Origin of the sequence: Streptomyces sp. NPDC057280 (assembly GCF_042668605.1) — a bacterium.
Lineage (GTDB): Bacteria > Actinomycetota > Actinomycetes > Streptomycetales > Streptomycetaceae > Streptomyces.
In genome coordinates this window covers 254,983-275,803 of record NZ_JBHUYR010000004.1, presented here as the reverse complement: position 1 = coordinate 275,803, position 20,821 = coordinate 254,983, and the positions used below count along the sequence as shown (strand labels likewise).

The 20,821-nt window shown below is 73.3% G+C and carries 14 protein-coding genes; 10 read left to right on the top strand and 4 right to left on the bottom strand.

The window, feature by feature from the left end:
• Nucleotides 1-214 precede the first annotated feature (214 nt).
• A complete protein-coding gene (locus ACFUO4_RS25120) occupies nt 215-1,618 on the top strand; it encodes a tannase/feruloyl esterase family alpha/beta hydrolase (RefSeq protein WP_383488521.1) in 1,404 nt (467 codons plus the stop codon).
• A 58-nt stretch (nt 1,619-1,676) separates the two neighbouring features.
• On the opposite strand, the gene ACFUO4_RS25115 is transcribed toward ACFUO4_RS25120, so the two are convergent.
• On the bottom strand, nt 1,677-1,859 hold the full coding sequence (locus ACFUO4_RS25115) for a hypothetical protein (RefSeq protein WP_059198412.1): 183 nt from the start codon (nt 1,857-1,859) through the stop codon (nt 1,677-1,679).
• Between the two features lie 290 nt (nt 1,860-2,149).
• Between ACFUO4_RS25115 and ACFUO4_RS25110 the strand changes: the two genes are divergently transcribed.
• From ACFUO4_RS25110 to ACFUO4_RS25100, 3 genes are all read left to right on the top strand, one after another.
• The gene (locus ACFUO4_RS25110; RefSeq protein WP_383488517.1) at nt 2,150-5,023 is read left to right on the top strand and encodes a DEAD/DEAH box helicase; all 2,874 of its coding nucleotides are present in this window, start codon (nt 2,150-2,152) and stop codon (nt 5,021-5,023) included.
• Entirely contained in the window at nt 5,020-6,315 is a 1,296-nt protein-coding gene (locus ACFUO4_RS25105; protein ID WP_383488514.1) for an SWF or SNF family helicase, read from the top strand. Before ACFUO4_RS25110 ends, ACFUO4_RS25105 begins: the two co-directional genes overlap by 4 nt.
• A 136-nt stretch (nt 6,316-6,451) precedes the next feature.
• Entirely contained in the window at nt 6,452-7,792 is a 1,341-nt protein-coding gene (locus ACFUO4_RS25100; RefSeq protein WP_383488511.1) for an esterase-like activity of phytase family protein, read from the top strand.
• On the opposite strand, the gene ACFUO4_RS25095 is transcribed toward ACFUO4_RS25100, so the two are convergent.
• Together ACFUO4_RS25095 and xylA are read right to left on the bottom strand one after the other, a co-directional pair.
• Entirely contained in the window at nt 7,793-8,392 is a 600-nt protein-coding gene (locus ACFUO4_RS25095; protein ID WP_383488508.1) for a hypothetical protein, read from the bottom strand. It lies immediately after the preceding gene.
• Nucleotides 8,393-8,864: 472 nt separating this feature from the next.
• Nucleotides 8,865-10,031: a xylose isomerase gene (gene xylA / locus ACFUO4_RS25090; protein WP_383488505.1), complete on the bottom strand. Its 1,167-nt coding sequence runs from the start codon at nt 10,029-10,031 to the stop codon at nt 8,865-8,867.
• Nucleotides 10,032-10,170: 139 nt separating this feature from the next.
• Between xylA and xylB the strand changes: the two genes are divergently transcribed.
• The 6 genes from xylB to adh all read left to right on the top strand — a co-directional run bounded on the left by xylB (nt 10,171) and on the right by adh (nt 17,802).
• Nucleotides 10,171-11,607 carry a xylulokinase gene (xylB, locus tag ACFUO4_RS25085; protein ID WP_383488502.1) on the top strand — a complete coding sequence of 479 codons (1,437 nt, stop codon included), beginning with the start codon at nt 10,171-10,173 and terminating at the stop codon, nt 11,605-11,607.
• Nucleotides 11,608-11,669: 62 nt separating this feature from the next.
• Nucleotides 11,670-12,878, top strand: a complete 1,209-nt coding sequence (locus ACFUO4_RS25080) for an ROK family protein (RefSeq protein WP_383488499.1) — start codon at nt 11,670-11,672, stop codon at nt 12,876-12,878.
• A 300-nt stretch (nt 12,879-13,178) separates the two neighbouring features.
• Nucleotides 13,179-14,192 (top strand): acetamidase/formamidase family protein, encoded by a 1,014-nt coding sequence (locus ACFUO4_RS25075; RefSeq protein ID WP_383488496.1) that lies wholly within the window; start codon nt 13,179-13,181, stop codon nt 14,190-14,192.
• A gap of 44 nt (nt 14,193-14,236) precedes the next feature.
• Nucleotides 14,237-14,857 (top strand): N-acetylmuramoyl-L-alanine amidase, encoded by a 621-nt coding sequence (locus ACFUO4_RS25070; RefSeq protein ID WP_383488493.1) that lies wholly within the window; start codon nt 14,237-14,239, stop codon nt 14,855-14,857.
• 78 nt (nt 14,858-14,935) lie between these two features.
• Complete coding sequence (locus tag ACFUO4_RS25065; protein WP_383489764.1) at nt 14,936-16,201, top strand: GAF domain-containing protein; 1,266 nt, start codon at nt 14,936-14,938, stop codon at nt 16,199-16,201.
• A 77-nt stretch (nt 16,202-16,278) separates the two neighbouring features.
• Nucleotides 16,279-17,802, top strand: coding sequence for an aldehyde dehydrogenase (gene adh, locus ACFUO4_RS25060; RefSeq protein WP_383488490.1), 1,524 nt, complete (start codon nt 16,279-16,281; stop codon nt 17,800-17,802).
• A 76-nt stretch (nt 17,803-17,878) separates the two neighbouring features.
• Here the strand turns inward: adh and ACFUO4_RS25055 are convergent, their stop codons facing one another.
• Nucleotides 17,879-20,821: a hypothetical protein gene (locus ACFUO4_RS25055; protein ID WP_383488487.1), complete on the bottom strand. Its 2,943-nt coding sequence runs from the start codon at nt 20,819-20,821 to the stop codon at nt 17,879-17,881.

The window sequence follows — 20,821 nt, the reverse complement described above, 5'->3', positions numbered from 1 at the left end:
CCGGGGCGGCCTGAACGCCGCTCTGAGCGGGGGCGCCAAAGACGCCGCCTTCGAGCGGGCGCGGCCGGGACGGCTGGTCCAACTGACGGACGGTGCGCGGCGCAACACCCATGCCACGGCGTCATTCCATGTGGTCCCACCCCATGGATGACTGGGCGGTGCCCTCGCACGATGGGGCAGCTCTCGACTCCCCGTCCCGTCCTGGAGGCCGGTCATGCGTGTGTCCCGAGGTGTTCCCGTCGTCGCCCCCGCCCTGGTGGCGACCGCCCTGACGGCAGCCCTGGCCCTGCCCGCTCCCGCGGCGGGCACGGACGCCGTGGGCGGCTCTTGCGCGTACCAGGAGCGGCCCCGGGTACCGGGCTCGGCCTTCCAGCAGAGCGCCTGCCTCGCGGACCTGACCACGGCCGGGCTCGCCGGTACGCCGTACACCGACCCGGCCGACCAGGCGGGGCTCACGGCCCAGGGGACACGAACGCCGTCCGGGGTGCCCGGCGTGCAGATCGACGGCTATTTCCCGGACTCGTCGGGCTTCAACGCCACCCATGGCTGGCGGCACGACGCCCAGTTCGTGATCCGGTTGCCGGACCACTGGAACGGCGGGCTGGTCGTCACGGGCGCCCCGGGGACGCGCAGGCAGTACGCGACGGACAAGGCGATCTCCGACCGGGTGCTCGCCCAGGGCTACGCGTACGCCGCGACGGACAAGGGCAACAACGGCGCCGACTTCTACCGCGACGGCACCCGCCCCGGCGACGCGGTCGCCGAGTGGAACACGCGCACGACCCAGCTCACGCGCGCGGCCAAGCGCGCCGTCGCTCGGCACTACGGGCGGTCACCGCGCCGGACGTACATGACCGGGATCTCCAACGGCGGCTATCTGACGCGCTGGCAGCTGGAGAACCACCCGGAGCTGTACGACGGCGGCGTGGACTGGGAAGGCGCCCTGTGGACCGAGGACGGCACCGGCCTGCTCACCTCGCTGCCCACCGCCGTGGCCCGTATGACGGGTTCGGCGACGGACGACGACCTGTACGCGGTGGGGTTCGCGCGCGGCTCCGAGTTCCTGTGGCCGTACCACGAGAAGGCCTACTGGGGGGTCACGCAGAAGATCTACCGCGCCGAGTTCGACCCGGCCTACGACCCCGCCTGCCCGGGCCCGACGGCCGGGACGACCCCGGAACAGATCCTGTCGCCCTGCGCCACCGACGCCGCCTACGACCTTGCGTCGCGTCCCGAGTCGGTCCGGCGCGCCGTGGCCAGGGTCGCGCTGACCGGGCGCATCGGACGTCCGCTGATCACGCTCCACGGCGACCTGGACGCGCTGCTGCCCAAGGCGGCGGACTCCGACGTGTACGCCCGCATGATCGACGCGCGCGGGAAGGGCCGTCTCCACCGCTACTACACGGTCCAGGGCGGAACACACGTCGACGGGCTGTACGACACCTATCCGGACCGGCTGCGTCCGATCCTGCCCTGCTACCGGACGGCCTTCGACGCGCTGGTGGCATGGGTGGAGCGGGGCACCCCGCCGCCCGCGGACCAGATCGTGGACCGGCCCGCGAGCGGCGACGTGGTCGACTCCTGCGCTCTGGACCACCGGGCCGCGGCGGCCCGGTAGCCCGGTGGCCCGGTGGCCCGGCGGACTGGTGGCCCGGCGGACCGGTGACCGGCGAGTCTCAGCGACCGAGCTCCTTGCGCGTGACACGGCGCAGCCTGCGCCGCTGCGAGGGGTCCAGCGTGAGGTACGCCGCGGCCGGCACTCCCAGGACGATCAGGAGCGCGGCCCACCACGGCAGCCAGAACAGCAGGATGATGCCTACCGCCACACCGCCTGCGGCGATCTTCGCGTTCTTCGACATGTGTCGCCTCCTTAGCGGCCACTGCCGCTCTCTGTCCTGAAAACGGGCCCGCGCTCCCGGCGGTTCCGCACCGCGACCCTGAGACGTCCCTGAGGAGCGACCCCTATGCGTCCCTGAGGCGCTCGTCCCTGAAGTACACGTCCCTGAGTTAGGCGTCCCTGGGACGGGATACCCATCCGCTCACCCAAGTGACCCGGCTCACAGCCGGGTCATGCCGGACTCCCCCTGGCCGTGCTGTACTCTCGGCCGTCGCGCATCGAGTAGTCAAATTTGAGGAGTGCTGCATTCCTGTGCCGAGGATTCCCGCGGCAACACCGTCCGAGATCTCTCAACTGGCGCGCTGCTGTGCCGTGTTCGTACCCGGCGACCCGGCTCGTACCGGCCGCGTCGCCTTCTGGGACCCCGAGGCCGACACGCCGCCCGGTGTCGCGTCGGGGACCGTGGAGGACCTGAGCGTCGTCGTCCCCGGCGAGGGCGGCGTGACGGCGGTGGTCGTACCGGCGGTGCTGCTGCCCGTGCGGTCGGCGCTGCCCGTCCTCACGCGCGTGCGTGCCGTGGCCGACGGCCACCGGGCGGCCGTGTTCTGGGGCGCGGCCGCCGTGCACGCCCTCCAGTTGGCGGCCCGCGGGCTGCTGCTGCCCGGCCTGTCCGAGGGCGACCACGACGCGTGGCGGGCGGGGCCGCTGCGCACCGAGGACGTGGAGCGCATCCGCGCGCTCGCCGCCGCGATGCCACCCGAGGCGCACGCCGTGCCTCTGGGCGACGGCGGGGACTCGGGCGGCTTCGATTCCCTTCGTCTGCCCGACCCCGAGCGGCTGCTGCGGGCCTTCCTGGACGCGGTGGCCGACGGCCTGCCCCGCTCCCCCGCGGCCTCGCTCGTGACGGGCGGGCCCGCCTATGCCGTGCCGGAACCTCGGCACTTGCCCGGTCTCCGCCCCTGGGCCGCCGAGGTGGCCGCGGGCCATGACGCGGGTGTGCGGCTGTCGCTGCGGATCGAGGCGCCCGGCCTGGAAACGGCGACGCAGGAGGACGCGGACCCGGTCCTCCTGGCCGTACCGCAGGTGCACAGCGTGAGCGACCCGGGTCTGGTCGCGGACGCCGCCGCGGTGTGGACCGGCGCCCAGGACGCGTTCGGCCCGCGCGCGCGGATGGACGCACTGCTGGCGCTGCGCCGCGCGGCACACGCCTGGCCGCCGCTCGCACCGCTGCTGTCGGCGCCCGTGCCGGGCGCCGTCGAACTCGCCGACGACGAGATCACCGACCTCCTCACGGAGGGCGCCCGCTCGCTCGGCGCCGCCGGGGTCGACGTCCACTGGCCCAAGGAGCTGGCCCGCAAGCTGACGGCCCGCGCGGTGGTCGGCCCGCCGGACGAGGAGTCGGCCCCCGGCAGGGCCTTCTCCGGCACTCCGTCGTTCCTGTCGGCCGACGCGCTGCTGGCGTTCAACTGGTCGTTCGCGCTGGGCGAGCAGCGGCTCACGCGCGAGGAACTGGACCGGCTCGCCGAGGCCAACCGCCCGGTCGTGCGGCTGCGTGACCAGTGGGTCCTGGTCGATCCCCGGGAGGTGCGCCGGGCCCGCGACCGGCAGGACCGCAAGGTCACCCCGATCGACGCGCTGGCCGCCGCCCTGACCGGCTCCACGGAGGTAGACGGCCGCCGGGTCGACGTACAGCCCACAGGGTGGCTGGCGAGCCTGCGGGAGCGTCTCGCGGACCCGGAGACGCAGGAGCCCGTCGAGCAGCCCGCTGCGCTCGCGGCGACCCTGCGCGACTACCAGCGGCGGGGCCTGGACTGGCTGGCCCGGATGACCTCCCTGGGGCTGGGCTGCTGCCTCGCCGACGACATGGGACTCGGCAAGACCATCACCCTCATCGCCCTGCATCTGCACCGTCAGACCGATCCCTCGGCCGCCGGTCCGACCCTCGTGGTGTGTCCGACGTCCCTGATGGGCAACTGGCAGCGCGAGATCGAGAGGTTCGCGCCCGGCACGCCCGTGCGCCGCTTCCACGGGCCGCGCCGCGACCTGGACGCCCTCGCGGACGGGGAGTTCGTCCTCACCACCTACGGCACGATGCGGCTCGACGCGGTCCGGCTGGCCGCCGTGTCCTGGGGCATGGTCGTGGCGGACGAGGCCCAGCATGTGAAGAACCCGTACTCGGCGACGGCACGGCAGCTGCGGTCCATCGACGCACGCGCGCGTGTGGCGCTCACCGGCACCCCGGTGGAGAACAACCTGTCCGAGCTGTGGGCCATCCTCGACTGGACGACCCCCGGTCTGCTGGGCCGCCTCGGCACCTTCCGCACCCGCTACGCGCAAGCGGTGGAGGGCGGCCAGGACCCGGCCGCCGCCGAACGGCTCTCCCGGCTCGTGCGCCCGTTCCTGCTGCGCCGCCGCAAGTCGGACCCGGGGATCGCCCCGGAGCTGCCGCCGAAGACGGAGACCGACCGCGCCGTCTCACTCACCGCGGAACAGGCGGGTCTGTACGAGGCCGTGGTGCGCGAGACGCTGGCGGAGATCTCCGGCACCGACGGCATGGCGCGCCGCGGACTGGTCGTGAAGCTGCTCACCGGTCTCAAGCAGATCTGCAACCACCCGGCGCAGTTCCTCAAGGAGGAGCGGCCGGCCATCGCCGGACGGTCCGGCAAGCTGGAGCTCCTCGACGAGCTGCTCGACACGATCCTCGCCGAAGGGGCGGGCGTGCTGGTCTTCACGCAGTACGTGCGGATGGCCCGCCTCATCGAGCAACACCTCGCCGCGCGCGGAGTGTCCTCGCAGTTCCTGCACGGGGGGACGCCGATCGCCGCGCGCGAGGCGATGGTGCGGCGCTTCCAGGACGGTGAAGTGCCGGTCTTCCTGCTGTCGTTGAAGGCGGCCGGGACCGGGCTGAACCTGACGCGGGCCGAGCACGTCGTGCACTACGACCGCTGGTGGAACCCCGCCGTCGAGGCCCAGGCCACCGACCGCGCGTACCGCATCGGCCAGCACCGGCCCGTGCAGGTGCACCGGCTGATCGCGGAGGGCACGATCGAGGACCGCATCGCCGACATGCTCAGCCGCAAGCGGGAGCTGGCCGACGCGGTGCTCGGGGCGGGCGAGGCGGGACTCACGGAGCTGACCGACGCCGAGCTGGCCGACCTGGTCGAACTGCGAGGGGGCGCGCGATGAACCCGTACGACGAGACCAACCCGTACGACGAGACCAACCCGTACGAGGGGACGACGGAGCGGACGTTCGCCGCGTTCCCGCCCCCGCAGGGGCGGGGCTTCGCCCGGACCTGGTGGGGGCAGGCCTGGCTGAAGGCGCTGGAGGTCACCGCGCTGGACACGAAGCAGGTGAAGACGGGACGCGCGCTCGCGCGCGCGGGAGCCGTCGGTGCGGTGTCGGTGCGGCCGGGCAGGATCACGGCCGTCGTCCAGGACCGCGACCGCACCCCGCACCGGGCGGACGTGCTGCTGGAGCAGCTGTCCGGCGAACAGTGGGACCGCTTCCTGGAGACGGCGGTGGAGCGGGCCGGGCACATCGCGGCGCTTCTGGACCGCGAGATGCCTCCGCTCCTGGTCGAGGACGCGGCGGCCACGGGCGTCGATCTGCTGCCGGGCCTGGGCGATCTGGAGCCGGAGTGCGACTGCGGCGCCTGGGACCACTGCGGGCACACGGCGGCACTCTGCTACCAGGTGGCGCGCCTGCTGGACCAGGACCCCTTCGTCCTGCTGCTGATGCGCGGACGCTCCGAACGGGCCGTGCTGGACGACCTCCAGGCCCGTACCGCCGCCCCCGCGCCGGTCGAGACGGCTGCCCGTCAGGAGGGCGTGGACGCGGCGGAGACGTTCGCGGCCGGGGACATCCTGCCGCCGCTCCCGGCACTGCCGGAACTCCCCGCGGAACCGGGCATACCGCCGTCCCTGGACACCGGGACACCGGCCCCGCCCGACGTCGACCCGGCCGCCTTGGAGTACCTCGCGGCCCGGACCGCCGCGGAGGCGCACCGGCTGCTGATCGAGGCGTTGCGTGAACAGGGGGCCGCGGAGGAGGAGTTGACGATCGGGCAGGACGCGGTCCGGCTCGCGCTCGGCGACCCGGGCGGGGCCGTGGCCGACCGGTTGGCCGCGGGCTCGGGGCGGGATGCGCAGGCGCTGGAGACGGCCGTGCGCGCTTGGCGGTACGGCGGAGTGGCCGCTTTGTCCGTGCTGGAGGAGGAGCGCACGGTCGAGGGCGAGGAGCTCGCACGCGCGCGTGCCGTCCTCGACGCGGCATGGGACGAGGACGAACGGCCGTCGCTGTCCGCGCGGGGCTGCCGATGGACCGTTGCCGACAGCCGGAGCCAGTTGCGTCTGGGGCGCGACGGTCGCTGGTGGCCGTACCGGGAGGAGCGGGGACGCTGGACGCCCGCCGGCCCACCGGCCAACGACCCTGCGACGGCGCTGGCTTCGGCGGAGGAGGCCGCCACCACGAGTTGACATAGGGGGCTCGTCGAGGTGTTGCACGCGAGTTCGACGAGCCCCCCGCCACGCCCCGTTCACCCGGTCGTCGTACAGCGTTCCGCGCGGGACCCAAATCTGGCCGCTGTCAGCGCACTTGTTCCCAGGAGGTCCGATGTCCCCGCACGCCACCGGCCGGCGCCGCGTCTACCGTTCCGTCGCTGCGGGCGTGCCTCTCGCCGTGCTGGCCGCGCTCGTGGCGGCCGCCCCCGCGCAGGGCGCCGCGCCCGAGACGGCGCACGTGACGCGTACCGCGACCCTCGGGAACATCCCGCTGGGCACCTTCAGCAACACACTGCTGCCCGGCACGGTGGACGACGACCGGGGCGTGGACCTCGGCGGCATCGGCAGCGACCTCTACCCGGCGGGCCGCAAGGGCGAGTTCTGGACGGTCACCGATCGCGGCCCCAACGGCCAGATCAAGATCGACGGCAAGAAGCGCCGTACGTTCCCCGTGCCCGGCTTCGACCCGGCGATCGTCAAGATCAGGGTGTCCGGGGACACCGTCGAGGTGCTGAACGCGATCCCGATCACCACCTCGTCCGGGAAATCCGTCACCGGGTTGCCGAACCAGGAGGGGCGCGACGAAGCGCCGTACACCTATGACGCGCGCACGCGGCTCGCGTACGACCCGAACGGGCTGGACACCGAGGGCATCGTGCGGGCGGCGGACGGGAGTTTCTGGCTCGTGGACGAGTACGGGCCGAGTCTGGTGCACGTCTCCGCGCGCGGGAAGGTGCTCACCCGGTACGTGCCCCAAGGGCTCGGCCTCACCGGCACCGACTACCCGGTCATCGAGGCGCTGCCCTCCGTGCTGCTGCACCGGAAGATCAACCGCGGTTTCGAGGGGCTCGCCCAACTCCCCTGCGGCGACCTGGTGATGGCGGTGCAGAGCCCGCTGTCGCTGCCGAACACCGCCGCGGGCGAGGCGTCGCGCACGACCCGGTTGCTGCGGTTCTCGCCCAGGAGGCAGGCCGTCACGGCCGAGTACGCGTACCGCTTCGACCCGGTGGACGTCGTCGACCCGGGCGAGGACGACACCTCGGAGCTGAAGATCTCCTCGGTGGTCGCCGTGGGCGGCGACCGGCTGCTGGTCGAGGAGCGCACCGACAAGGCCGCGCGGCTTCAGCTCGTGCGCCTGGAGCGGGGTGCGGACATCCTCGGCGGCGCCTGGGACGACGACACGACGTCGCCGTCGCTGGAGCAGCTCGGCGACCCGGCCGCCGCGGGGGTGCCGGTGCTCGGCAAGCGCCTCGCCGTCGACCTGGGGACGGTCGACGGGGTGCCCGGGAAGATCGAGGGGATCGCACGCGTGGACCACGACACGCTCGCCCTGATCAACGACAACGACTTCGGGATGACCGACGGCGCGGGCGCGTTCGACGCGCAGGGTCGGCTGGTCGACAGCGGTGTGGAGACGACGGTGACGTACGTGCGGCTGCCGCGCGGGATCTGATCACGTCAGTGGTTGCGTGAGCTTGCGGCTGCCGGCACCCGTGTCGGCAGCCAGGCTGCACGCGACGTCGTCGATGCCGACCCGGTAGCCGGTGGTGTCCGGGTACTGCACGAGGATGCCGCGCACGGTGTCCTCGGGCTGGCTTTCCGCCTTGCTGTTCAGGGTCTGCTCGCACAGGTCCGAGGCGGCCTTCTCCAGGGCGCTGTCGGTCGCGTAGTCGCCTTCCAGCTCGGTCACTTTCACGACCTCGGCGTCATGCGGCTCCTGGCAGGAACGCTTGGCTGCCTGTCCGGGCCGGGCGGCGTCGGTGTCGAAGCAGTCGCCGGCCTGGAGCAGGTAGTACGGCACCTCGTCGGCCGCCAGGGACGGGATCAGCGACTCCAGGCCGCTCGGGAACTCGCTCGGCAGCTCGGTGGGGAACTGTGACGGCAGCCGCGAAGGCACCTCGCTGGGGAGCCTGCTGGGGAGCTTGCTGGGCAAGCTCAGCGTGGGGCGGGGCGAACTGCTGGCGCCGGCACTCGGTTTGTCACCGGGTGAGTCGTCGTCGCTCCCGGCCCCCATCAGGACGACGGCTGCCACGGCGGCGCCCACCGCGAGCACGGCGAGCAGGATGAACAGCGGGTTGCGTCCCGGACCGCGCCGCCCGCCCGGGCCCTCGGGCGGGTCCGGCGGGGGCGGGGGCGGCTGCCATCCTCCGTAGGACGGCGGCCCGTTGCCTCCGGGAGGAGGGCCGTACCCTCCGGGAGGCCCGTAGCCCCCTCCTGCCCCGGGGCCGAAGCCCTCAGGAGGCGGTCCGAAACCGCCGCCGGAAGGCGGTGTGCCACCCGGCGGCCCGGGCGGCTGAGGCGGTACGGGCGGCATGGCCATACCGACCAGAGTCGCCGCGAAGGGGGCAGGGCGCGACCCCCGCACGGAAGTTGATACGGACTCATGCCATGGACGGCATGATTCCGGAGCATTCCGTGCGGAGGCCGATCGCCCCTACACGCGCGCGTGCCTGACAAAACCCGCGGCGGCAGATGCGCCGCGGGTCCACGCGCGCGTGCGTTCATGACGTGCGCACGCGCACGTGTCAGCCGCGCGCACCCAGTAGGTGGTCCATCGCCAGCTGGTCGAGCTGCTCGAAGGCCATGCCGCGCGCGGCGGCCGCGTCCACGTCGAACTCCTCGAACGCGGTGCGGTCGGCGAGCAGCGACTTCAGACCGTCCGCCGCCGTGGGCTGCGCCAGCTCGTCCAGACGCGCGGCACGCAGCGCCTCCTGGACCGCCGGGTCGGCACGGAAGGCGGCCGAACGCTCCTTCAGGATCAGGTAGTTGCGCATGCAGCCCGCGGCCGACGCCCAGACGCCGTCGAGGTCCTCGGTGCGCGGCGGCTTGAAGTCGAAGTGCTTCGGGCCCGCGTAACCGGCACTCTCCAGGAGGTCGACCAGCCAGAAGGCGGCACGCAGGTCGCCCGCGCCGAAGCGGAGGTCCTGGTCGTACTTGATGCCGGACTGGCCGTTGAGGTCGATGTGGAAGAGCTTGCCCGCCCACAGGGCCTGCGCGATGCCGTGCGGGAAGTTCAGCCCGGCCATCTGCTCGTGGCCGACCTCGGGGTTCACGCCGTAGAGCTCGGGGCGCTCCAGGCGCTCGATGAACGCCAGCGCGTGGCCGACGGTCGGGAGCAGGATGTCGCCGCGGGGCTCGTTCGGCTTCGGCTCGATGGCGAACTTGATGTTGTAGCCCTGCTCGGTGACGTACTCGCCGAGGAGGTCAAAGGCCTCCTTCATGCGGTCCAGAGCGACGCGGACGTCCTTGGCGGCGCCGGACTCGGCACCCTCGCGGCCGCCCCACGCGACGTAGGTCTCGGCGCCGAGCTCGACCGCCAGGTCGATGTTGCGGATGACCTTGCGCAGCGCGTAACGGCGCACGTCACGGTCGTTCGCGGTGAAGCCGCCGTCCTTGAAGACCGGGTGCGTGAAGAGGTTGGTGGTGGCCATCGGCACCTTCATGCCGGTGGCGTCGAGGGCCTCCCGGAAGCGCTTGATGTGACCCTCGCGCTCGCTGTCCGAGGACCCGAAGGGGATCAGGTCGTCGTCGTGGAAGGTCACGCCGTGGGCGCCGAGCTCGGCCAGGCGCTGCACGGTCTCGACAGGGTCCAGGGCCCGCCGCGTGGCGTCGCCGAACGGGTCCCTTCCCTGCCAGCCGACGGTCCACAGGCCGAAGGTGAACCTGTCCTCGGGGGTGGGCTGGTAGTTCATGCCGCGGCTCCTACTCGCTGACGACTGCTCTCCACGACTATTTCGTCATGGCGGTTTACAAATTAGTATGCACACGCGTCTCAGGGAAGAGACAAGATGTCTCCAGAGGGAGACACGCCGCACATGAGGGAGAAACCCGATGTCAGCTGCCGAGGGTCCGCTCGTCGTCGGCGTGGACACGTCCACGCAGTCCACCAAGGCCCTGGTCGTCGACGCGTCGACCGGCCGCGTGGTCGCGAGCGGTCAGGCGCCGCACACCGTGTCGTCCGGTGCCGGCCGCGAGAGCGACCCGCGTCAGTGGTGGGACGCCCTGGCTGAGGCCCTGCGCCAGTGCGGCGACGCCGCGCACGAGGCCGCGGCGGTGTCGATCGGCGGCCAGCAGCACGGCCTGGTCACGCTGGACGAGCGGGGCGAGCCGGTGCGCCCGGCCCTGCTGTGGAACGATGTCCGCTCGGCGCCGCAGGCCGCGCGGCTGATCGAGGAGCTGGGCGGCCCCAAGGCCTGGGCGGAGCGCACCGGCAGCGTGCCGGGCGCGTCCTTCACGGTCACGAAGTGGGCCTGGCTGGCCGAGCACGAACCGGACGCGATCCGCGCGACGAAGTCGGTGCGCCTCCCGCACGACTACCTCACCGAGCGCCTCACCGGCCAGGGCACGACCGACCGCGGCGACGCCTCCGGCACCGGCTGGTGGGCGTCGGCGACCGAGTCGTACGACGCCGAGATCCTCGCCCACGTGGGCCTCGACCCGGCGCTCCTCCCGCGCGTGGTCCGCCCCGGAGAGGTGGCGGGCACCGTGCGCGACAGCCACGACCTGCCGTTCTCCAAGGGCACCCTGGTCGCCCCCGGCACCGGCGACAACGCGGCCGCCGCCCTGGGCCTCGGCCTGCGCCCCGGCACGCCGGTACTGAGCCTGGGCACCTCGGGAGTGGTGTACGCGGTGTCCAAGCGGCGTCCCGCCGACCCGACCGGCACGGTGGCCGGCTTCGCCGACGCGCACGGCGACTGGCTGCCGCTGGCCTGCACCCTGAACTGCACCCTCGCCGTCGACCGCGTCGCCGCCCTCCTCGGCCTGGACCGCGAGGCCGTGGAGCCCACCTCCGACGTCACGCTCCTGCCCTACCTGGACGGCGAGCGCACCCCGAACCTGCCGAACGCCTCGGGCCTGCTGCACGGCCTGCGCCACGACACCACCGGCGGCCAGCTGCTCCAGGCCGCCTACGACGGTGCCGTGCACGCCCTCCTCGGCGCGCTCGACCTGGTCCTGGACGAGGAGGCGGACCGTTCGACGCCGCTGCTGCTGATCGGCGGCGGCGCCCGGGGCCGGGCCTGGCAGGAGACCGTACGACGGCTGTCGGGGCGTCCCGTGCAGATCCCGGAGGCCAAGGAACTGGTCGCGCTGGGCGCCGCCGCACAGGCCGCCGGCCTGCTGACCGGCGAGGACCCGGCCGCGGTCGCCCGGCGCTGGAACACCACCGCCGGTCCGGTGCTGGAGGCCGTGGAGCGGGACGAGGCGACGATGGCGAGGATCTCCGGGGTACTCTCCGACGCGGCTCCGCTGCTGGCGGGCGGTCATTGAGAACCACAACCGATGACCGGGGAACGATGACCGAGGACTGTCGCTGAGGGACTGAGGGAGGCATGACCGCACCGCTGCACGACACCCACACGGCCGGTCCGGGGCGCGCGCTGCCCGACACCCAGCAGGGCATGCGCCGCCGCAACCTGGCCCGGGTACTGCACGCGGTCAGCGCCGAAGGCCCGCTGTCCCGGGCCGCGGTCGCCTCCCGGATCGGGCTGACCCGGGCCGCCGTGTCCAGCCTCGTCGACGAACTCATACGCTCCGGCCTGCTGGAGGAGCTGGGACCGGAGCGGCCGGGCCGGGTGGGCCGCCCCGGGTCGGCCCTCGCCGTCAGCGGGCACGGCCCCGCCGGGATCGGCGCCGAGATCGGTGTCGACCATCTCGCGGTCTGCGCGGTCGACCTGCGCGGACAGGTGCGGGCGCGGGCCGAACGGCACGTGGCGAACCGCGGCAGGGCCCCCGGTCCCGTGATCGAGGAACTGACCGAGCTGGTGCACCGGGTCGTCGCCGAGGCGCAGGGTGCGGGGCTGTGGCCCGCGGGGCTCGCGGTCGCCGTGCCCGGCCTGGTCGCCCGCGACGCCCGCACCGTCGTCCGCGCCCCGAACCTCGACTGGCACGACACCGATCTCGGCGCCCTGCTGCCCTTCACGTACCCGCTGACCGTGGACAACGAGGCGAACTTCGGCGCGCTCGCGGAGCTGTGGCTCGGGGACGCCACGCCGCACGACTTCCTGCATGTGTCGGCGGAGATCGGTATCGGTGCGGCGCTCGTCGTCGCCGGTGGTCTGCTGCGCGGGACCCGCGGCTTCGCGGGCGAGCTCGGGCATGTGCCGGTGCAGCCGGAGGGCCCGCTCTGTCCGTGCGGCGGGCGCGGGTGTCTGGAGCAGTACGCCGGCGAGGAAGCTGTGCTGCGGGCCGCGGGGCTCGAACCGGGCGAGGACCGTGTCGGGCTCCTCGCGGGCCGGGCCGCCGACGGTGACGAGGCCGTACGGCGCGCGCTGCGCGAGGCGGGGGCGGCGCTCGGAGTCGCGCTGACCGGGGCGGTGAACCTGCTGGACCCGGAGAGCGTCGTGCTCGGCGGCGCGCTGTCCGGGCTCGCGCCCTGGCTGCTGCCCGCGCTGGAGGCCGAGCTGGACCGGCGCACCGCGGGCCCCGCCTGTCCGGTGTCGGTGTCGCGGCTCGGTCCCGAGGGCCCGCTGCTGGGCGCCGCGCACTCGGTGGTCCGCGGGGTCCTGGACGACCCGGCCGCAGTAGCCGAACGGGCCTGATCCCACGGGCGGTTCCTGTCCGAACGGGTCCGATTCCACGGGCGGTTCCTGTCGGAGCGGGAGTAATCCCACGGGCCTTCAGCCTGAACGGCCCTCATCCCACGGCCACTCCCAGCCCGAACGGCCCTGAATCGAGGCCCACTTCACCCCTGCGGGTGATCGAGATATCCACAGACCGGGCGTCGTCCACCGAAACCCGCCTCGCCCCGCTGCCCACCCCGCCCGCGCCGTACCGTGATTCACGCGAGGCGCAACCGCCATGGCAGCGGGCGCCCCTGAGCAGAACGGAGCAGTGCAGCAATGAGCGAGCCCCGGATCCTCACCGTCCGACCCGAACCGAGCGAGTACGCCTGGACCTTCGGCGGCGCCCCAGCCGTGGCGCGGATCGCGCCCGGCACGGTCCTCGACCTGTACACCGAGGACTGCTTCGCCGGCCGGGTGCGGTCAGAGAAGGACCTGGTGTCCGAGGTGTGCGAGTTCCCCTTCCTGAATCCGCAGACCGGCCCCTTCCACATCGAGGGCGCCGAGCCGGGCGACACGGTCGCCGTGCACTTCGTGTCGATCGAACCGGCGAGGGACTGGGCCGCGTCCACCACGGTCCCCCTGTTCGGCGCGCTCACCTCCACGCACACCACGGCCACCCTCCAGCCGCCGCTGCCCGAGACGGTGTGGATCTGGCAGCTGGACCGGACACGTCGCACGGCGTTGTTCCAGGCGCGCGACAGCGACATAGCGGTCGAGCTGCCCATGGACCCGATGCACGGCACCGTGGGCGTGGCCCCGGCCAATCTGGAGGTCCGCTCGGCGCTGGTGCCCGACGCGCACGGCGGGAACATGGACACACCGGAGATACGGGCCGGCGTCACCTGCTACCTCGGGGTCAACGTGGAGGGCGCGCTGCTCAGCCTCGGCGACGGACACGCCCGGCAGGGCGAGGGCGAGACCTGCGGGGTCGCCGTCGAGTGCGCGATGAACACGGTGGTGATCGTGGAGCTGCTGAAGGGCCTCGCCACCCCCTGGCCGCGCATCGAGTCGGACACCCACATCATCTCGACGGGGTCGGCACGCCCGCTGGAGGACGCGTTCCGGATATCCCAGCTCGATCTGGTGCAGTGGCTGGTGCGGGACTACGGGTTCAGCGAGCTGGACGCGTACCAGTTCGCCACCCAGGCCGTCGAGTCGCCGCTGGCCAACGTGTGCGACACCAACTACACCTGCGTGGCGAAGATCCGCAAGGAGTGGCTGCCCGCCCGGGAGACCCACCGCGGCGTGCACGCGCGACTCCGGGAGACGGCCGCAACCCTCCTCACCTGAGCCGCGTCTCGGTCAACGCCGCACCAAAGAAAGGCTCTTCGACCATGGAACGGGCAAGACCCCTGCCCAGCAGACGCCGATTACTCAAGGGCGCCGCCCTCGCGGCCGTCCCGTACGCCCTGCTGCCCGACCCCCCGGCAGGAGCGGAGACCCACGCCGTCGACCACGCCACCGCCGAATGGCATCCCGCGACCGCCGCCAACTTCACGACCGCGGGCGGCCCCACGCCCCGTCCGGTCGACCTGGTGATCATCCATGTCACACAGTCCAGTTACCGCAACACCCTGGGCGTCTTCCGGAGCGCCGCGAAGCAGGTCTCCGCGCACTACGTGGTCCGCTCGCGGGACGGGAACATCGCGCAGTGCGTCCGGGAGGCCGACATCGCCTGGCACGCGGGGAACTGGGCGTACAACACGCGCAGCATCGGCATCGAGCACGAAGGGTGGGTGGACCGGCCGGAGTCCTTCACCGGCGCCCTGTACGAGCAGTCGGCGGCGCTCACGGCGGACATCTGCGTCCGGCACGGCATCCCGATCGACCGGGCGCACATCATCGGGCACCACGAGGTGCCGGGCACGGACCACACCGACCCGGGGCCGTACTGGGACTGGGGGCGCTACCTGAGAGCGGTCGAACAGGCCGCCCGGTCACGTTCCTTCGGGTGACTGCGGTCGAAAAGGTTGTCCGGGCGCGTACCGGGAGTGACGATGGCAGCAGCCGCATTACCTGCCGGGGAGGCCCAGTTGACCGATCCGTGGGTGGCCCTGGAGCCGGGGGCCGACCCTGCCGAGCACGTGCGCATGCTGCGCCGGGCGCACGAGGCGTTCACCGAGGGGGGTACCGTGCCGCGGCCGGTGCGCCCGGTGGTGGCGGACTCGTGGCGGCGTTCCGCGCGGGCCGGCGTCGGTCCGGACGCCACCCCGAGCGTGGAGCTCCTGGACGGCGACCTCGGCGCCTACCGGGCCGAGCATCCGCTGGCGCGGGTGATGCCGCTGTTCCGTGAACTGCTGGGCACGTTCGCGGCGGACGGCGAGCACCTGCTCGCGGTGTGCGACGCACACGGCCGGCTGCTGTGGGTCGAGGGGCATGCGTCGACCCGGCGGCGGGCGGACCGGATGAACTTCGTGCCGGGTGCGCGCTGGGCGGAGACCGCGGTCGGGACGAACGCGCCGGGTACGGCGGTGGCCGTGGACCGGCCGGTGCAGGTGTTCGCGGCTGAGCACTTCATACGCCAGGTGCAGCCGTGGACCTGCGCGGCGGCCCCGGTGCACGATCCGCGCACGGGCCGGGTGCTCGGTGCCGTCGACATCACCGGCGGGGACGGGCTCGCTCATCCGCACAGCCTGGGGTTCGTGCAGGCGGTGGCGCGGGCCGCCGAGTCCCAGCTGGCGCTGCTCGCGCCCGAGATGCCGGCCGCCGGCCTGGCGGAGCTCAGCGCGCTGGGCCGGGACGAGGCGCGGCTGGTGGTCGGCGGGCGCGCGATCCGGCTCAGCCGTCGGCACAGCGAGCTCCTCGTGCTGCTGTCCCGCCATCCGGAGGGGCTGACCGGCGACGAGCTGCTGTGCGCGCTGTACGAGGACGAGTCGGTGACACCGGTGACGCTCCGGGCCGAACTGGCGCGGCTGCGCCGGGTGCTCGGGCCGGGCCTGCTGGAGTCCCGCCCGTACCGGCTCACCGTGCCGGTCGAGTCGGATGTCGCCGTGGTGGAGCGACGGCTGGAGACCGGCGCGGTGACGGCCGCGGCGACGGCGTACTCCGGTCCGCTGCTGCCCTCTTCGCAGGCCCCGGCGGTGGTGCGGCTGCGGGAGCGGCTCGCCGACGGGCTCCGTACGGCTCTGATCGCCCGCGGCGACCCCGACCTGCTGGCGGACTGGGTGCACACACCCTGGGGCGAGGACGACTTCGACGTATGGCGGGCACTGGCGGCGGCGCGGCCGACGGCGGCGGTGCGGGCCCGGCTCGCGGCCCTGGAGTCCGAGCTCGCCTGGCGGCGGCCGGCAGCAACGTAGTTGCAACGTCCGCTTTCCTAGCCTCGCGCCGAGAGCTGCCCAACGGCGGGCAGCGCTTCGCGAGGAGGCAGAGCAGCATGACCCGTTACGCGGCGCCCGTCACCGAGGGCGCGATCGTCTCCTACCAGGCGCGCTACGACCACTTCATCGGCGGCGAGTACGTGCCCCCGGCCCGCGGGCAGTACTTCGAGAACCCGTCGCCGGTGAACGGGCAGCCCTTCACCGAGATCGCGCGGGGCACGGCGGAGGACGTGGAGCGGGCGCTCGACGCGGCGCACGCGGCGGCACCGGGCTGGGGGCGGACCTCGGTGACCGAGCGTTCCGACATCCTGCTCAAGATCGCCGACCGTATGGAGGCCCATCTCGAACCGCTGGCCGTGGCGGAGAGCTGGGAGAACGGCAAGCCGGTGCGCGAGACGCTGGCCGCCGACATCCCCCTGGCGATCGACCACTTCCGCTACTTCGCGGGCGCGATCCGCGCGCAGGAGGGCTCGCTCGGCGAGGTCGACGACGACACGGTGGCGTACCACTTCCACGAGCCGCTCGGGGTCGTGGCGCAGATCATCCCGTGGAACTTCCCGATCCTGATGGCGACCTGGAAGCTCGCGCCGGCGCTCGCCGCGGGCAACGCGGTCGTGCTGAAGCCGGCCGAGCAGACCCCGGCGTCCATCCACTACTGGCTGAGCCTGGTCGCGGACCTGCTGCCGCCGGGGGTGCTGAACATCGTCAACGGGTTCGGCGTGGAGGCGGGCAAGCCGCTGGCGTCCAGCCCGCGGGTGGCGAAAGTGGCGTTCACCGGCGAGACCACGACCGGCCGGCTGATCATGCAGTACGCCTCGGAGAACATCACCCCGGTCACCCTCGAACTCGGCGGCAAGTCGCCGAACATCTTCTTCGAGGACGTCTGGAGGGCCGACGACGACTTCCGCGACAAGGCGCTCGAGGGCTTCACCATGTTCGCCCTCAACCAGGGCGAGGTGTGCACCTGTCCGTCGCGGGCGCTGGTCCAGCGCGGGCACTACGCCGAGTTCATGGAGGCGGCCGTCGCCCGTACCGAGCTGATCAAGACCGGCCACCCGCTCGACACGGACACCATGATCGGCGCCCAGGCCTCCAACGACCAGCTGGAGAAGATCCTCTCCTACCTGGACATCGGCCGGCAGGAGGGCGCCAAGGTCCTCACCGGTGGTCAGCGCATCGAGCACGACGGCGAGTTGAAGGGCGGCTACTACGTCCAGCCGACGATCTTCGAGGGCGACAACCGTATGCGGATCTTCCAGGAGGAGATCTTCGGGCCGGTCGTCTCGGTGACCTCCTTCGACGACTTCGACGACGCCATCAAGATCGCCAACGACACGCTGTACGGCCTCGGGGCCGGCGTGTGGACCCGGGACGTCAACACGGCGTACCGCGCGGGCCGCGCGATCCAGGCGGGCCGGGTGTGGACGAACTGCTACCACGCCTACCCGGCGCACGCGGCGTTCGGCGGCTACAAGGGCTCGGGCATCGGCCGCGAGACGCACAAGATGATGCTGGAGCACTACCAGCAGACGAAGAACCTGCTGGTGTCGTACTCGCCCCGGAAGCTGGGCTTCTTCTAGAACCCACCCCTCGGGCGACCATCCCCTGGAGGCGGGTGTCGGTGCCGGGGCCGTCGGTGGCCCCGGCACCGGTGGGTCACGCCTCGTCGCGCAGGCGGGCCGCCAGGGCGGTCAGGGACTGCGTCTCCTCGGTGTGCCCCAGGGCGGTCAGGCGGGCGATCGCCGCGTCGAGGCGGGTCAGGGCCGGGGCGGGGCGTTCCAGGTAGAGGCCCTCCACGGCGCCGGCGAGGCGGACGCACTCGGCCCACTCCCCGGCGTGGTCCGTCTCCCGGCCCGGCTCGCCGAGCAGGGCGAGGGCCTTGTCCAGGGCGGTCAGCGCGTCCTCGTACTCGCCGGCGTAGGCGTTGACCCGGCCGTGCTCGTAGGCCAGGGCGCTGTCGAGGGAGCGGCCGTGGGCCTCGTACTCCGCGGCGCGGGCCTCGTCGGCTATCCGCTCGGCGTCGGTGAGGAAGGCGCGGGCGTCGGCGAGACCGTCGGGGCCCTGCTGCTGGGCCTGGAGGCGGGCCAGCTCGCGCAGGCAGCTGCTGAGCATCTCGTAGCGCGGCTCCTTGGCGTGGGCGGCGAGCGCCTGGTCCGCGACCGCGCGAGCCTGGTCGAACTCGCCGGACTCGCCGAGGAGTACGGCCGTCTCCGCGGCGATCATGGCGTGGCTGCCCGGGTCGTCGTCCCAGCCCGCCGACTCGGCCGCGAGGGCGACGAACTCGGCCGTGGCGGCCTTGAGGTCCTCCCCCGTGCGCAGCGCGCGGGCGCGGGTCAGCCGCAGCTGGGCCACGAGCCGGTCGTCCAACTCGCCGGAGACCACGTCCGGTTCGATCAGCAGGGAGTCGAGCAGCGCGATGCAGTCCTCCACCCGGCCGAGGTCGAGGCTGAGCTGGGCCGCGTTGCTGTAGGAGCAGAACGCGTCGGTCCGGCTGCCGCGGCGCAGGTCCGCCTCGGCAGAGCGCGTCAGGTGACGCAGGGCCTCCTCGGGGCGGCCCAGGCGCATGCAGGTCTCGGCCAGGTCGCCGAGGAGCCGGGTGGTGTCGACGGTGTCGGCCGGCCAGTCGGCGGCCAGCCGCACGGCCTCGCTCAGGTCCCGGTACGCGGCCTCGGCGTCCCGGAGGCCGAGCTGGAGCCGGCCGCGCAGCCCGAGCGTCCGCGGCAGATGCCAGGCGGGGCCGTGCTCCTTGAGCCGGTCGACGAGGGCGTCGATCTCGGTGACGGCGGTGGGCAGGTCGCCGGAGACGGCGTGCGTGCTGGCCCGCAGCAGCAGCGCCCCGGAGATCTGCCCGGCGAGCTCGTGCCGGGTGGCGAGCGTGTGCAGCAGGTCGATCTCGGCGTGGACCGGCGCGATGTGCTCCTCGTTCCCCGACGTCTGCAGGCGTACGGCGAGCGCGGTGGCCCGCACCCGCAGCAGCCGGGCCTCCTGGAACGGGGCGAGGCCGGGCGTCTCCTCGTGCAGCCGGACCATGGCGGCGTGGGCGTCGGTCAGCCCGGCGACGCGCACCTCGGCGGCGTCCTCGCCCTCCGGGGGGATCTCGGCGGTCGTGAGCAGTGCGCAGGCGCGGGAGACCGCGGCGTCGGCCGGCTCGCCCGCGGCGTCGTACAGGGCCGCGGCCTCCTCGTGGAGGGCGGCGGAGTCGGCGTACTCGTCCTTGGCGCCCGCCCGGTGGGCTTCTTCGGCCAGCAGGTCCGCGCGCAGGCGGACGAGCGGTCCCACGGCCGGGTCGTCGGGGTGGCGGTAGCCGGGGTCGGCGACGAGCGTGCGCAGACGGGTCCAGCAGGCCTGTGCGTCCGGGTGCCCCACCTCGTCCAGCTCCCTCGCCCGGAGGATGAGTTCGGGCAGGGACTCGGGGACGGCGGGTGCCGCTGGGGTGGTGGTGGGCGCCGCTGCCGGAGCGGCCTGGGCCACGTCGTCCAGCTCCCGCGTGCGCAGGGTCAGTTCGAGCCGCTCCAGCAGCGGAGCCCGGTCGAGGCGGGCCTTGCGGCGGTCGGCGTGGGTCGTGGTGCCGTTGCGGGCGTCGAACCGGGCGGCGAGGTCGTCGGCGCGACCGCGCACCTCGGCGCGCAGCGCGGCCACCGTCCAGGTGCGGCCCGGGTATCCGGCGGTCGGCAGGTCACCGTGGCCGAGGGACTCGACGCGCTGGAGGAGGACCTCCACGCCGGTGAGGAAACCGAGCTGGTCCAGCGGCGAGTCGACCTCGTCGAACAGGTTCCGGTTCTCGGCGAGCAGTTCCAGCCCGCGTGCCTCGTTGCCGGTGAGCGCGCAGAACTCCAGGTGCCGGCCGACCTCTTCGGACATCGAGGGGTTGCGGCGGCAGGCCCGGTAGCCGGTGAGGTGCAGCGTGCGGGCCCGGTCGGTGTCGCCGGTGCGCAGCAGCGGCAGCAGCGCGTACGAGGCGGAGCGGGCGGGCTCCTCCTTGCAGGACTCCTTGCCCGCGAGGACCGGTTCGAAGGCGCGCAGGGCCCCTTCGTCGTCGCCCGCCCGGAGCAGGTACCGGGCACGCTGGCAGGTCTCGCAGGCCTCGCAGTCGCTGAGCCGGGTGCGGGGGCGGGCCGCCCACAGGTCGTAGGCGAGGGCGGTGTCCTCGCCGACGTGCGCGGCGAGTTGGTACGCCTGTCCGTAGTACGGCTGGAGGCCGAGGCCTGCCTTCTCGTACCGCTCGCGCATCTCCGTGAGCCACTGCCGCAGGCTGGTCAGCGGGATCTCGGGGAGCTGGCGCAGGGCGTGGGCCACCCACTTGAACCGCCAGAACAGCTGGTGGCGCAGGCGCTCGTCGAAGACGTCGGGCTGCTCGTCGAAGAGGGTGAGCAGGCGCGCGAAGACGACAGGGGACTTACGGGGTTCGGAGCCGTAGGTGTACGCCTCCTGGAGTTCGAGGAGCGCGTCGATGAGCGGGCCGGGCTCCGCGAACTGCTCGGCGGCGTCGACGAGTTCCTCGGCGGTGACGGTGCGGGTGCGGCCGTAGGGGCGGCGGTCGTTCTCCTGGAGCGCCTGGTACAGCTCGTCCGTGGTCTGGGGGTGGGGTGCGGTCGTCAT